Annotated in this window: 12 protein-coding genes; 9 read left to right on the top strand and 3 right to left on the bottom strand. The window is 70.3% G+C overall.

The window, feature by feature from the left end; genetic code table 11:
- Positions 1–53: 53 nt before the first annotated feature.
- From ABIE38_RS06680 to ABIE38_RS06655, 6 genes are all read left to right on the top strand, one after another.
- On the top strand, positions 54–1,715 hold the full coding sequence (locus ABIE38_RS06680) for a class I adenylate-forming enzyme family protein (RefSeq protein ID WP_354054670.1): 1,662 nt from the start codon (positions 54–56) through the stop codon (positions 1,713–1,715).
- 37 nt (positions 1,716–1,752) lie between these two features.
- Positions 1,753–3,096, top strand: coding sequence for an MFS transporter (locus tag ABIE38_RS06675; RefSeq protein WP_354054669.1), 1,344 nt, complete (start codon positions 1,753–1,755; stop codon positions 3,094–3,096).
- 51 nt (positions 3,097–3,147) lie between these two features.
- Positions 3,148–4,221, top strand: a complete 1,074-nt coding sequence (locus tag ABIE38_RS06670; protein ID WP_354054667.1) for a phosphotransferase family protein — start codon at positions 3,148–3,150, stop codon at positions 4,219–4,221.
- 92 nt (positions 4,222–4,313) lie between these two features.
- Complete coding sequence (locus tag ABIE38_RS06665) at positions 4,314–5,075, top strand: SDR family NAD(P)-dependent oxidoreductase (protein ID WP_354054813.1); 762 nt, start codon at positions 4,314–4,316, stop codon at positions 5,073–5,075.
- A 25-nt stretch (positions 5,076–5,100) separates the two neighbouring features.
- Positions 5,101–6,306 (top strand): acyl-CoA dehydrogenase family protein, encoded by a 1,206-nt coding sequence (locus tag ABIE38_RS06660; protein WP_354054666.1) that lies wholly within the window; start codon positions 5,101–5,103, stop codon positions 6,304–6,306.
- 73 nt (positions 6,307–6,379) lie between these two features.
- Positions 6,380–7,522: a thiolase family protein gene (locus tag ABIE38_RS06655; RefSeq protein ID WP_354054664.1), complete on the top strand. Its 1,143-nt coding sequence runs from the start codon at positions 6,380–6,382 to the stop codon at positions 7,520–7,522.
- A gap of 242 nt (positions 7,523–7,764) precedes the next feature.
- Here the strand turns inward: ABIE38_RS06655 and ABIE38_RS06650 are convergent, their stop codons facing one another.
- From ABIE38_RS06650 to ABIE38_RS06640, 3 genes are read right to left on the bottom strand one after another with little or no spacing between them, the layout of a single operon-like run.
- Entirely contained in the window at positions 7,765–8,868 is a 1,104-nt protein-coding gene (locus tag ABIE38_RS06650; protein ID WP_354054663.1) for a zinc-binding dehydrogenase, read from the bottom strand.
- Positions 8,869–8,882: 14 nt separating this feature from the next.
- A complete protein-coding gene (locus ABIE38_RS06645; protein ID WP_354054662.1) occupies positions 8,883–10,070 on the bottom strand; it encodes an acyl-CoA dehydrogenase family protein in 1,188 nt (395 codons plus the stop codon).
- A 3-nt stretch (positions 10,071–10,073) separates the two neighbouring features.
- On the bottom strand, positions 10,074–11,276 hold the full coding sequence (locus tag ABIE38_RS06640) for a CoA transferase (protein ID WP_354054661.1): 1,203 nt from the start codon (positions 11,274–11,276) through the stop codon (positions 10,074–10,076).
- A gap of 124 nt (positions 11,277–11,400) precedes the next feature.
- Between ABIE38_RS06640 and ABIE38_RS06635 the strand changes: the two genes are divergently transcribed.
- Genes ABIE38_RS06635 through fabG form a run of 3 tightly spaced genes read left to right on the top strand, consistent with a single transcriptional unit; the run spans position 11,401 to position 14,505 of the window.
- Positions 11,401–12,597: an acyl-CoA dehydrogenase family protein gene (locus ABIE38_RS06635; protein WP_354054660.1), complete on the top strand. Its 1,197-nt coding sequence runs from the start codon at positions 11,401–11,403 to the stop codon at positions 12,595–12,597.
- Complete coding sequence (locus ABIE38_RS06630) at positions 12,594–13,778, top strand: CaiB/BaiF CoA transferase family protein (RefSeq protein WP_354054658.1); 1,185 nt, start codon at positions 12,594–12,596, stop codon at positions 13,776–13,778. The genes ABIE38_RS06635 and ABIE38_RS06630 overlap by 4 nt, the downstream gene beginning before the upstream one ends.
- The gene (gene fabG, locus ABIE38_RS06625) at positions 13,765–14,505 is read left to right on the top strand and encodes a 3-oxoacyl-ACP reductase FabG (RefSeq protein WP_354054656.1); all 741 of its coding nucleotides are present in this window, start codon (positions 13,765–13,767) and stop codon (positions 14,503–14,505) included. Before ABIE38_RS06630 ends, fabG begins: the two co-directional genes overlap by 14 nt.
- Positions 14,506–14,519: the final 14 nt, after the last annotated feature.

The following is a 14,519-nucleotide window of genomic DNA, read 5'->3' as shown; positions in this document are numbered from 1 at the left end:
CTACATCGGACCGAGCGATCGATCGGTCGGGCCGACGGAAACGGAGGGCGATGATGAGCGGACCGAACCCGCGCCCGTGGCGGGAGCTGTACCGCCCGGGTCTCGACGAGAGCCTCGTGGGGCGGCGGTCAACGCTGGTCGACGCATGGCGCGACCGGGTCGAGACCAGTCCGGACCGGACCGCCATCGCGTACTTCGACACCCTCCTGTCGGCGCGCGAGGTCGACCGCATGTCGGACGCCCTCGGGGCCGCGTTGCAGGAGCGCGGCGTGGCCGTCGGCGACCGCGTCGGCATCCACCTGCAGAACATCCCGCAGTACGCGATCGCCCTGCTCGCCCTGTGGAAGATCGGCGCCGCCGCCGTGGTGCTCAACCCGATGTACTTCGGCCGCGAGCTCCGGTTGCCCGTCGAGGACTCCGGCGCGGTGGGGATCATCGCGACCGACCGGGACGTCGCCGCGATCCGCGAGAGCGTGGAGGGCACCGACGCCGGATGGATCCTGAGCACCAGCGAGCGGGACCTCCAGACCAGGAACGACCCCCGCGCGTTCGGCGGCACGGAGGACAGCACGCCGTCGGAGGACGGCGATCTGGTGCGGCTCATCTCCGACTTCTCGGGCCGGACCCCGGCTCCCGTCGCGGTGTCCCCGGACGATCTGGCGCTGTTGACCTACACGTCCGGGACCACCGGCCCCCCGAAGGGCGCGATGAACTCGCACGCCAACGTCGTGGCCGTGGCCCGGAGTTTCGCCGACTTCGTGGGCATCGTGCCCGGAGACGTGGTGTTGGCGATCGCACCGCTGTTCCACATCACCGGCGCCGTCATCAACGCGACCCTCGGCCTGCTGGGGGACACCACCCTGGTCTTTGCCGGGCGCTTCCGGCCCGAGGTCGTCCTGGACGCCTTCCGCGAACACGGGGTCACCTACACGATCGGGTCCATCACGGCCTTCAACGCGCTCATGCGTCTGGACGAGGCCGGCCCGGACCACTTCGCGTCCGTCAAGACGCTCTACAGCGGGGGAGCGCCGATCCCGCCGTCGACGGTCGAACGGTTCCGCGAGCGGTTCGGGCACTACATCCACAACGCGTACGGGATGACCGAGACGACCTCGGGGGTCGTCGCCGTCCCGCCGGGACTCCGCGCCCCCGTGGACGAGTCCAGCGGCACCCTCTCCGTCGGGGTCCCGCTCCCGGGGGTCGACGCGAGCGTGGTGGGGGTCGACGGCCAACCCGTCCCGCCCGGTCACCAGGGCGAGCTGGTCCTCAGCGGGCCCCAGATCGTGTCCGGCTACTGGCGCAACGACGCGGCCACCGACTCGACCATGCCCGGCGGCCGGCTGCACACCGGTGATGTCGCCGTCATGGACTCCGCCGGCTGGGTCTACCTCGTCGACAGGCTCAAGGACCAGATCAACGCCTCCGGATACAAGGTCTGGCCGCGCGAGGTCGAGGACGTCATGTACGAGCACGACGCGGTCTTCGAGGCCGCGGTCGTGGGCCTGCCCGACGAGTACCGCGGCGAGAAGGTGGTCGCGTTCGTCTCCCTCAAGGCGGGCCGCACCGCCACCGGGGAGGAACTGGTCGCCTTTGCCGCCTCCAGGCTCGCCGCCTACAAGAGACCCGGCGAGGTCCACGTGGTCGGCGAACTGCCCAAGACCCAGACCGGCAAGATCCGTCGCCGCGAGCTCCGCGACGAACACACCCCCTCCTGACACCCCCTTCCCCTCATCCCGACCCGAAGGAGATGACATGGCCGAGGCCAGCATCCGCCCCGACCTCCCCCCAGAGGTCACCCCGACGCAGTCCGCCGAGGGCAACAGGAACGCCAAGCGATCGCTCGCCGCCAGCACCACCGGGCAGCTGTTCGAGTGGTACGAGTGGACCGCCTACGCGGTGTTCGCCCCGTTCATCGCGGCGGCGATGTTCAACAACGAGAACCCGGTCTCGGCACTGCTGGCGACCTTCGCGGTCTTCGCGGTGGGCTTCCTGGTCCGACCGCTCGGCGGGATCGTCTTCGGCCGGATCGCCGACGTCAAGGGCCGCAAGTGGGTCCTCATCACCACCATGCTCATGATGGCGGGCGCGAGCCTGCTGATCGGCCTGCTGCCGAGCTACGAGACCCTGGGTGTCTTCGCGTCCGTCCTGCTCCTGTTGTGCCGGATCGTCCAGGGGTTCGCGCACGGTGGCGAGTCCGCGACCGCGTACAGCTACGTCGCCGAGATCGCGCCGCCCCACCGTCGCGGGATGTGGGGGAGCCTGGTCTTCGTCGCCATCATGGGCGGCACCGTCATCGCCTACGGCGTCGGAGGCACCATCACCGCCGTGCTGTCCGAGTCCGCCGTCGGCGAGTGGGGCTGGCGTATCCCGTTCCTGCTCGGTGCCGTGTTCGCCCTCTTCGTGCTGTACCTGCGGGCCGGTATGGAGGAGTCCGACGTCTTCGACAAGGCCGCCGAGGCGGCCGCGGCCGACCCGACCTCCCCGGTCGCCACCTTCTCCAAGGGCCGTCTGGCCCGTGCCGTCGCGCTGGTCGTGACCATGGTCTCCGGCGTCACCGTCGCCCACTACACCTGGAGCTCGTACGCCTCCACCTTCGCGATCACCCAGCGCGACATGGATGCGGGCGCCGCCTTCTGGATGATCTTCGGCAGCCAGCTCATCGCCCTGTGCACCCTCCCGCTGTGGGGCCTGCTGTCGGACAAGATCGGCCGACGCCCGGTGATCTTCATCTTCGCGGTCGGCACCATCGTCACCACCCCGTTCCTCATGGGCATGATCGACGACCGACCGTGGACCCTGTTCCTCACCTCGCTGATCGCCATGACCCTGGTCGCCGCCGCCGGTTCCATCCTGTCGTCGTTCATGTCCGAGGCGTTCCCCACCAAGATGCGCACGGCCGGAATCGGCTTCGCCTACTCCCTGTCCGTCGCGGTCTTCGGCGGCAGCGCACCGTACCTCAACGCGCAGTTCATCGAGTGGGACGTGTACTGGATGATCAGCGCCTACATCATCGTGCTCTGCGTGTGCACCATCATCGCGACGGCGATCATGAAGGAGACCCGGGGCAACGACCTGCACACGGTCGGCCACGACTAGTCCGTCCGGAATCCGGCCATCCGACCGCCCAACAACCGCGAGGATCACCCCATGACCACTCCACCAGCATCGTCCGCCGGCCTGCCGGTCGACCGACTCCTCCGTCCCGACGTCGTGGGGCCCAAGATCGCCGAGGCCACGGGCGAGGAGGCCTGGGCGGACTTCTCCGCCGAGCTGATCGCGGGGGGCAAGTCCAACCTCACGTTCACGCTCCGCTCGGACGCCGGGGAGCTCATCCTGCGTCGGCCGCCCACGGGTGAGCTCCTCCCGAGCGCCCACGACATGGGGCGCGAGGCGCGCATTCAGCTGGGGCTGGCGTCGACGGACGTCCCGGTGGCCGGGATCGTGCTCAACGAGACCACCGGCGAGGACCTCGGTGTCCCGTACTACGTGATGGAGAAGGTCGTCGGTCACGTGATCCGTGACGCGCTGCCGCCGGGTTACGCGGAGTCCGACGACGACAAGGCGGCCATGGCCGACGCGCAGATCGACGCGATGGTCGCTCTCCACGCAGTGGACCAGGACGCCGTCGGCCTGGGGGACCTGGGGCGGCCGGAGGGTTATCTGGAACGGCAGCTACGCCGGTGGCTGGGACAGTCGGAGAAGGCGAGCGCGAGTGTCCGCGCGGACCGCCTCCCCGAGCTGGCCGCGCGACTCGGCCAGGACCTGCCCACCTCGCCGTCGTCGCGGATCATCCACGGTGACTACCGCATGGACAACTGTGTGGTCGACGCCGACGATCCGGGGCGGATCAAGGCGATCCTCGACTGGGAGTTGTCGACGCTCGGCGATCCGGTGGCCGACCTCGCCCAGACCGTTCTGTACTGGGGCGATCCCGACGGGCCCGAGGTCCCGCTGATCCCGAATCTGACCACGGGCCCCGGGTGGCCCGGTCCGCAGCGGTTGCTGGACAGGTACTGCTCGGCGACCGGCACGGATCCCGCACACATGCCCTGGTACCTGGCGTTCGCGACGTTCAAGTTCGCGGCGATCGCCCAGGGTGTGGCCACCCGCTCCGAGGCCGGAGACATGGCCGGACAGGACTTCGGCGACATCGGCCCGCAGATCCGCGAGCTGGTGGAGTACGGCCACTCGATCCTCGACTCCCGGAAAGGCACCCGCTGATGGCTGATCCCGCCCCCGGCGCCCCCGCTCCCGACGCCACCACCCGGGCCGTGCGCGGGCCGGTCGACCCCCGCACGGGTCCGACCACGGCGCTGCCCGTGCTCGACCGCTTCCGCCTGGACGGGCGCGTCGCGGTGATCACCGGTGCGTCGTCCGGCCTCGGCGCCGGGTTCGCCCGCGCCCTGTCCTCCGCCGGCGCGACGGTCGTCCTGGCCGCCCGCCGACGGGAGCGCCTCGACGCACTCGCCGAGGAGCTTCGCGCGGCCGGCGGTGCGGCGTCGACGGTGGCCTGTGACGTCGCGGACCCCGAGGCGTGTGCCGCGATGGTCCGCTCCGCTGTGGACTCCCACGGGCGGATCGACGTCCTGGTCAACAACGCCGGCATCGGCACCGCCGTGCCCGCGCTCAAGGAGACCCCCGACCAGTTCCGTGGCGTGGTGGACGTCAACCTGCACGGCGCCTACTGGGCGGCCAAGGAGTGCGCGGCGGTCATGCAGCCCGGGTCGAGCATCGTCAACGTGGCCAGCGTCCTCGGACTGACCGCGGGATTCGCCCCGCAGGCCGCCTACTCGGCCTCCAAGGCGGCCGTCCTGGGGCTCACCCGGGACCTGGCGGCCCAGTGGGGGAGCCGGCGCGGGATCCGCGTCAACGCGCTCGCCCCCGGGTACTTCGCCTCGGAGATGACCGACGAGATCCCCGAGACGATGCTCGCCGACATCACCGGGCGCACGATCTTCGGTCGGCTCGGTCTGCAACCGGAGCTCGACTCCGCCCTTCTCTTCCTCGCCTCCGACGCCTCGTCGTTCATCACCGGGTCGACCCTCACCGTCGACGGCGGCATGACCCTTCACTAGTCCTCGACCCAGGAGACAAAACACCATGGAATTCGCGCACAGTCAGCGCAGCGTCGAGCTGCAGGAGAACATGTGGGAGTTCATGCGCGAGCATGTGTTCCCCGCCGAGCCGGTGTGGGCCGAGTACCTGCGCACGCACGGCGACCACGAGCACCCGCCCGTCATGGAGGACCTCAAGGCGGAGGCGCGGCGGCGGGGGCTGTGGAACCTCTTCCTGCCGGAGTGGTCCGGCATCTCCAATCTCGAGTTCGCCGCGGTCTCGGAGATCTCCGGCTGGTCGCCGGTGATCGCCCCCGAGGCCATCAACTCGCAGGCCCCCGACACCGGGAACATGGAGACCTTCCACCTGTTCGGCACCGACGAGCAGAAAGCCGCGTACCTCGAGCCGCTCAAGGAGGGCAGGATCCGGTCGGCGTACGCCATGACCGAGCCCGACGTGGCCTCCTCCGACGCGACGAACATCCAGACCGTCATCCGTCGCGAGGGCGACGAGTACGTGATCAACGGCCGCAAGTGGTGGATCACGGGCGTGGCCGACGAGCGCTGCGAGATCTTCATCGTCATGGGCAAAACGGATGAGTCCGCCGAGCCCCACCGTCAGCAGTCGATGGTCCTGGTCACGCGCGGTACACCGGGGCTGACGATCGAGCGCAACCTCCCGCTGTTCGGCTACCAGGACCAGCACGGTCACTGCGAGCTGGTCTTCTCAGACGTCCGGGTGCCGACGTCGAACCTGCTCGGCGAGGAGGGCGCCGGATTCGCGATCGCGCAGGCGCGTCTCGGGCCGGGCCGCATCCACCACGCCATGCGCGCCATCGGGATGGCAGAGCGGGCCCTGGCCCTGATGGTCGACCGCGCCAAGTCGCGGCACGCCTTCGGCGGGTACCTGTCCGAGCAGGGCGTGGTCCAGGAGCACATCGCCAACTCCCGCATCGAGATCGACCAGGCACGTCTCCAGGTGCAGCACTGCGCGTGGATGATCGACACCGTCGGGGCCAAAGAGGCCCGGTTCGAGATCTCCGCCATCAAGGTGATCGCGCCGCAGGTCGCCTGCACCGTGATCGACCGGGCGATCGAGATCTTCGGCGGCGCCGGAGTCTCGGATGACACCCCTCTCGCCTACTTCTACGCCTGGGCGCGGGCCCTGAGGATCGTCGATGGCCCGGACGCCGTGCACCGCCGCACCATCGCCCGCGGCGAGCTCAGGCGTACGCCGCCGTACGTCGGGTGAACGTGATGCGCAACACTGACAAGACCCGGTCGGACGAGACCGGATACTCACCGTTCGAGAGAGGGACACGCACATGGGTGCAGTGATCGTGGAGGCCGTGCGCAGCGCGGTGGGCAAGCGCAAGGGTGGACTGGCCGGGGTGCATCCGGCCGATCTGTCGGGCAGGGTCCTGAACGCGCTCGTCGAGCGGGCCGGGGTCGATCCGGGGATCGTCGAGGACGTGATCTGGGGGTGCGTGACCCAGGCCGGCGAGCAGACCGGGGACATCGCGCGCACCGCGGTGCTCTCGGCGGGGTGGCCCGAGACGGTCACCGGCGTGACCATCGACCGCCAGTGCGGCTCGTCGCAGCAGGCGCTGAGCTTCGCCGTCGCGGTGGTCGAGTCCGGTTACCACGACGTGGTGGTGGCCGGCGGCGTCGAGTCCATGACACGTCAGCCGATGGGCAGCTCGATCACCGGCGAGGGGATCCCGTACGGGCAGGACTTCCTGGGCCGCTACGACGGCACCATGCCCAACCAGGGTGTCGGCGCCGAGATGATCGCCGAGCGGTGGGGGCTGTCCCGCACCCAGCTCGACGAGTTCGCCGTGGCCTCGCACGAGAAGGCCGCCGCCGCGCAGGACGCCGGGTTCTTCGCCGGGCACATCGTCTCGGTGACCACTCCTGACGGGGTCTTCGACGCCGACCAGGGGATCCGCCGCGGCAGCACCGTCGAGGGGCTGGCCGGGCTCAAGACCCCGTTCAAGTCCGACGGCGTGATCCACGCCGGCAACGCCTCTCAAATCTCGGACGGGTCCGCCGCGATCCTGGTGATGAGCGAGGAGGCGGCCGCCAGGTACGGCTGCACGCCGATCGCGCGTGTCCACACCGCCACGCTCGCCGGCGATGATCCGGTCATCATGCTCACCGCCCCGATCCCGGCCACGGCCAAGGCTCTCGAGCGCTCCGGTCTGACGATCGACGACATCGGGGTGTTCGAGGTCAACGAGGCGTTCGCCTCCGTGCCGATGGCGTGGCTCGCCGAGACCGGCGCCGACCCCGCCAAGCTCAATCCCAACGGCGGCGCGATCGCCCTCGGCCACCCGCTCGGCGGCTCCGGGGCCCGCATCATGACGGACATGGTCCACCACATGAAAGCGAACGGCATCAGGTACGGCCTGCAGACGATGTGCGAGGGCGGCGGCCAGGCCAACGCCACGATCATCGAACTGCTCTGATCCGACTCCGCTTCTGATCCGTCTCCGCTTCTGATCTGACCCTGCCTCGTCCCCCCGCGGCCCCGGTCTCCGTCACGGAGGTCCGGGGTCGCGGTGTTCTCGCGTCGCCAAGAGCGTTTCGCACGTATCGGCCGAGTGAGAGTGCGCGGAACGCTCTTCTCGATGAGGTGGATGGGCGGGGAACGGCGGGCGCTGGAGCGGATGCCGCATGATCGACGGGGTGCCGCCGAGTGCGGGGCTGATCAGCCGCCGGTGAGCACGACGGCTCGGCCCAGGACCTCACCGCGGTCGAGGGCCTGGTAGGTCTCCGGTGCCTCCTCGAGGCCCACACGCCGGGAGATCACACTGCTCAGGTCGAGTCTCCCCGCGGCGAGCAGCCGGATCAGCGCGGGCACGTCCTGGCGCGCGCGGGCGCCGTAGGACCCCTTGATCTGGATCTTGCGGCGGACGACCCGCGCGAGGTCGACGTCCAGCACCGTTCCGGCGGGCGGGATGCCCACCACGACGACCCTGCCGCCCTCCCGCGTGATGTCCGTGGCCTGGCGGGTGGTGGCGGCCGACCCCAGGGCCTCGAAGGCGGCGTCGACGCCCCTGCCCCCGGTGATCTCCATGACCGCCTCGGTCACATCGACCTCACGCGAATTGATCGTGTGAGTGGCGCCCATGCGCCGCGCCAGGGCGAGCTTCTCCTCGTCCACGTCGATGGCGATGACGGATTCGGCGCCACTCACCGCGGCCAGCTGGACGATGTTCTGCCCGACGCCGCCCACGGCCACGACCGCCACCGACTCACCGGTCCGGACATCCCCGACGTTCCGCACGGCACCGTAGGCGGTGAACAGCGAGCAGCCCAGGATCGCCGAATCCGCCAGATCCAGCTCCTCGGGGAGCGCGAACACCGCGGTGGCGGGCGTGACGCTGTACTCCGCCAGGCCGCCCATGGAGTACATGGACAGCGGTTCTCCGTTCGCGCGGTGAAGCCTGGTCTCGCCGTCGTACAGGGTCCCGCGCAGGCGGTTGTACTCGAAGAAGGTGGCGCAGAGGTCCTCCATCCCGCGGGCGCAGTTCTCGCACCATCCGCACGGCATGATGAACGATCCCACCACCCGGTCGCCCGGGCGGACCGCCGTCACGCCACGGCCGACCTCGGCGACGACTCCGGAGACCTCGTGCCCCAGGACCCCGGGGAGTGGGAACCCCACCTCGCCCTTCATCACGTGGAGGTCGGTGTGGCACACGCCGCAGGCCGTGTTGTGGATCAGGACCTCACCCTCCCGGGGTTCGGGGATCGGGATGTCCTCGAGCACCAGGGGGGATTCCGTGTCCACGCACACCGCAGCCTTCATGGTGGCGACTGTACTCAGTGGTCGCGGCCGAGGAGTTCGTCCGAGATGATCCGCATCTGGATCTCGCTGGTGCCCTCGAAGATGCGGGTCAGCCTGGCGTCGCGCCAGTGCCGCTCCACCTGGAAGTCGGTCGTGTACCCGGCCCCGCCGTGGATCTGGACGCCCTGGGAGGTCACCCGCTCGGCCATCTCGGTGGCCACGAGCTTGCACATGGCGGCCTCGAGCGAGCAGCGGCGCCCGGAGTCGATGGCCGTGGCCACCGAGTACATGAGCTGACGCGCGGCTTCGATGTCCGCGGCCATCTTGGCGATCTCGAAGCGAAGGTACTGGAACTCGCCGATCGGTCGGCCGAACTGTTCGCGGGTGGCGACATAGGCGATCGAGTCCTCCAGCGCGGCGCGGGCCAGACCGATCGCGCGGGCGGCGGTGTGGGCGCGACCGACCTCCAGGCCGGAGACCGCCAGGTAGAAGCCCCTACCCTCCTCGCCGAGGAGCGCCGAGGCGGGCAGACGGACGTCGTCGAAGGACAGCTCCCAGGTCTGCCAGCCGAAGTATCCGATCTTGCGGACGGGGGTGCCGGTGATGCCCGTGGGGAACCCACCGCGGTCCTTCTCCACCAGGAAGGCGGAGATCCCGCGGTGGGGCTTGTCCGGGTCCCGGTCCGGGTCGGTGCGGGCGAACAGCACTAGGTAGTCCGCCTGGTCGGCGTAGGTGCACCACATCTTGGTGCCGGTCACCACCCACTCGTCGCCGTCGCGGGCGGCTCGGCAGGAGATGTTGGCGACGTCGGAGCCCGCCTCCGCCTCCGACAGGGCGTAGGCGCCCAGCCACTCGCCGCGGGCGACGCGGGGGAGCAGGCGCGCCTCCTGATCGGGGGTGAACCCGCCGCCCATCCCGTTGCCGCGGGCGAGGAGGCCGGAGACCGACAGCCACCCCCGGGCGAGCTCCTCGGCGACCAGGCAGTACTCGAACACGCCCAGGCCGAGCCCGCCGTGCTCCTCGCCGATCATGATGCCGAAGAAACCCATGTCGGCCATCTTCTGTCGGAGTTCGTCGGGGATGTCCCCCTTCTCCGGGTCGAGGCGGTTCGCGACGGGCAGGACCTCCCGGGCGGTGAACTCGCGGGCCAGATCGCGGATCGCGAGCCGTTCCTCCGTGAGGTACACGGGGACACCGTCGCGGGCGGAGGGTTTGTGGGTCATGCCTCAGGTCTCCCGGGTGGTGGGGTGCTCGGTTGTGGGGTGCACGGTGGTGAGGCGATCGGTGTCGGCCCCGAGGCCCGGCGCGGGACCGGTGGCCAGATGCCGGCCGCCGAAGGTCGCGGGGTGCGCGGCCGCGAGGTACGCGCCGATCCCCGGCTGGTCCAGTGGAGAGAACAGCGGGTTGGCCTCCAGATCGCCCTCCGCCACCACCTGGTCAAACGTGCGGTACCTCTCGTGCAGCACCACCGAGTCCTCCAGCGCCCGCGTGACCTCCGCTGTGGTGTGGGCGGAGAACCACCGGGCGAACAGGGCGGACAGGACCTCCCGGTAGGAGTACCTGTCGGCCTCGGTGCCGAAGTCGGCGCCGGTGGCCGATTCGAGGGCGTCGACGGCGTCCCGGGTGCCGGTCAGCCGCGCCAGGTCGTGGAAATGCCTGGTGGTCAGGGCGACCACCATCACACGGCCCCCATCGGCGGTGGTGAAGTCCTTCCCGAAGGTGCCGTAGACGTAGTTGCCGACGGCGGGCCTAGACGAGCCGTCGACCTGCGGTTCGGTGAGGTAACCCAGCGCGCCGGCGGTGGCCAGGGCGACGTCGTCCAGCGGGAGCACGATCCGTCGGCCCCGGCCGGTCCTCTCGCGCTCGCGGACGGCGGAGACCACCGCCAGCGCCGCGTGGAGGCCCGCGGCGACGTCCCAGGCCGGCAGTGCGTGGTTGACCACCTGCCCACCGCCGGCCTCGCCGTCCTGCCCGGTGATCGCGGGGAACCCGAGGGCGGCGTTGACGGTGTAGTCGACGCCGGGGCGGCCGTCGCGACGCCCGAGCAGTTCGAGGGTGATCACATCGGGACGGGCCGCGGCCAGCCGCTCATGGCTCATCCACTCCCGGCCCCCCGAGTTGGTCACGAGGATGCCCGAACCCTCCCCGGGCGCGGTGACGAGGTCCCGGAACGACTGCCGGCCCTCGTCGGAACGGAGGTCGAGGGTCACCGAGGATTTGCCCCTGTTGAGACCGGTCCAGTAGATCGAGGTCCCGCCCGGGGCGAGCGGCCAGCGGTGGACGTCCGCCGCGCCGCCCACCGGGTCGACCCGGATGACCTCGGCGCCGAGCTGGGCGAGCGTGAGCCCGCACAGGGGAGAGGCGACGAAGCTGGAGAGTTCGACCACGCGGATGCCGTCAAGGGGTCGCGACTCGCTGGATTCGGCCATCGGTGGCTCCCGGGGGTCCGGCGGCGACTGTTGCCCCGCTCCGTAATTGATGATAATAGTTTGAAGCATACTTCACCGGATCGCGGTTCCGCGAGGGTCACCACGGACGACAGAGGACACAGTCATGAGCGAGCAGGCGAACTCGGTGGGCTCCGAGGTGGACCCGGAGGACTTCGCGGCCATCCTCGCCACGACCCGCCACTACATCCGGACCGTGGTGATGCCCCGGGAGCGGGAGATCGCCGACGCCGATGCCGTCCCGGACGACATCCGGGCCGGGCTGGCTGAGATGGGGATGTTCGGATACGCGATCCCGCAGCAGTGGGGTGGCCTCGGGTTGGACCTGACCCAGGACGTCGAGCTGGCGATGGAGTTCGGGTACACGAGCCTGGCCATGCGGTCGCTGTTCGGCACCAACAACGGGATCGCCGGGCAGGTCCTGGTGAACTTCGGCACCGACGATCAGAAGGCGGAGTGGCTGGAGCGGATCGCGTCCGGCGAGGTGATCGCGTCCTTCGCCCTGACCGAGGACGGTGCGGGGTCCAATCCCGCCGGGCTGGCGACCAGGGCCGTCCGGGACGGCGGGGACTGGGTCATCGACGGCACCAAGCGCTTCATCACCAACGCCCCGGTGGCGGACCTGTTCGTGGTGTTCGCCCGGACCCGCCCCGTCGACGCCGGCGGCCCGGGGATCGCGGTGTTCCTCGTGCCCGCCGACGCACCCGGGGTCACGGTGGGGCCGAAGGACCGCAAGATGGGACAGGAGGGTGCCCCGACGTCCGAGGTGGGTTTCAGTGGTGTCCGGGTCCCCGCCTCGGCTCTGGTGGGGGGAGACGAGGACGCCGGGTACCGCGCGGCGATGACGTCCCTGGCCCGCGGGCGCGTGCACATCGCCGCCGTCGCCGTGGGGTCGGCGAAGAGGGCGCTCGACGAGTCGCTGGCCCATGCGGCCACCACCACGCAGGGGGGGACGGCCATTGGCGACTTCCAGCTGGTCCAGGCCATGATCGCCGATCAGCAGGTCGGGGTGATGGCCGGACAGGCCCTGGTGCGGGAGGTCGCGGCCAAGTACGTCTCGGGAGATGACCGCCGCATCGCCCCGTCCGTCGCGAAGCTCTACTGCACGGAGATGGCGGGCAAGGTCGCCGACCTGGCCGTCCAGATCCACGGCGGCACCGGGTACATGCGGGGCGTCGTGGTCGAGCGGATCTACCGGGACATCCGCCTGCTGCGCCTCTACGAGGGGACGAGCGAGATCCAGAGGTTGATCATCGGTGGCGGCCTCATGCGCGGTGCGACACGCGAAGCCTCCGCGCGATGACGGCAGACGGGCCGCTCCCTTACAAGGGGATCACGGTCGTGGCGGTCGAGCAGGCCGTCGCCGGCCCGCTGGCCACCCGACACCTCGCGGACCTCGGCGCCCGCGTCATCAAGATCGAGCGGCCGGGGGAGGGTGACTTCGCCAGGTCCTACGACGACACCGTCCACGGCCTGGCCTCGCACTTCGTCTGGCTCAACAGGGGCAAGGAGTCGATCGAACTCGATCTGGCCTCCGACGACGGGCGGCGGATCGCGCTCGAGCTGGCCGACCGCGCGGACGTGGTTCTGAGCAACCTGGCGCCCGGGGCGATGGACCGGTTGGGTCTCGGAGCCGCCGCGCTCCGGTCGCGGAAAGACGAGCTCGTCGTGGTCACCCTCTCCGGGTACGGCGACGCGGGACCGTACTCCGGCCGCAAGGCCTACGACATGCTCGTCCAGGCCGAGTCGGGACTGTGCTCGATCACCGGCACCCCCGAGACCGCCACCAAGACCGGCGTCCCCGTCTCCGACATCGCGACCGGGATGTATGCCCTCTCGGCGGTCCAGTCGGCGTTGTTCCGTCGGGAGCGGACCGGGCGCGGTGCCACGATCGAGGTGTCGATGTTCGAGGCGACGGCCGAGTGGATGGGCCACCCCATGTACATCCGGATGTACGCGGACCGGCAGGTCGGGCGCATGGGTCTGTCGCACGCCTCGATCTGCCCGTACGACGCCTTCCCCACCAGGGACGGACAGGTGCTCATCGGGGTGCAGAACGACCGTGGGTGGGCGGCGCTGGTCCGCGACGTGTTGGACCGGCCGGATCTCGTCGACGACGAGCGGTACGCGACCAACATCGCCCGCGTGGCGCGCAGGGCCGAGGTGGACACGCTGATCGGGTCCCTGACCAGGGGATACGACTCGGCGGAGCTGGCCGAGCGACTCGACGACGCCGGTGTCCCGGCGGCCCGGCTCAACGACGTCGCCGGACTGGTCCACCACCCGCAGCTCGAGGCGCGGGACCGGTGGCGCGAGGTCGACACCCCGGCCGGACCCGTCCGCGGTCTGCTCCCGCCGATCACCTACGCAGACGTAGAGCTACCGATGGGGCCCGTGCCCGCACTGGGCCGACACACCGACGCGATCCTGGCCGAACTGGCCGGGGGGGCACGAGGAGAGGACACACGTCATGGGACTTCTTGAGGGTAGGACCGCGGTCGTCACCGGAGCCGCGCGCGGGATCGGGTTGGAGATCGCGCGGACGTTCATCGACAGCGGGGCGCGCGTCGTGATCGGGGACATCGACGACGAGGCGGCCGCGGCCGCGGTCGCCGGGTTGGGCGGCGAGGACGCCGCCCGCTATGTGAACTGCGACGTGCGTGACGGGGCGGCGATCGACCACCTGATCGACGTGGCCGAGGAGGCGTTCGGGCCACTCGGGGTGTTCGTGAACAACGCCGGTGTCACCCGCGACGCCACGATGCGCACGATGACCGAGGAGCAGTTCGACGACATCATCGCGATCCACCTCAAGGGGACATGGAACGGCACCCGCGCGGCCGCCGGGCGGATGCGGGAACACGGGGGAGGGGCGATCGTCAACGTCTCCTCCATCTCCGGCAAGGTCGGGTTGAAGGGCCAGACCAACTACTCCGCCGCCAAGGCGGGGATCGTCGGACTGACCAAGGCCGCCGCCAAAGAGGTCGCCTTCAAGAACGTGCGCGTCAACGCGATCCAGCCGGGGCTCATCCGCACCGCGATGACCCTGGCGATGCCGCAGCACGTGTGGGACGAGAAGATGGCCGAGATCCCCATGGGCCGGGCCGGCGAGCCCTCCGAGGTCGCGCAGGTCGTGCTGTTCCTGGCCAGCGACATGTCGAGTTACATGACAGGTACGGTCCTGGAGATCACCGGCGGTCGCCACATCTGACGCGCCGCGGACGG

The organism is Dietzia sp. 2505, from assembly GCF_040546785.1.
Taxonomy (GTDB): domain Bacteria; phylum Actinomycetota; class Actinomycetes; order Mycobacteriales; family Mycobacteriaceae; genus Dietzia.
The sequence above is the reverse complement of the archived record's forward strand: the minus strand, read 5'-3'. Positions and strand labels throughout refer to the sequence as shown.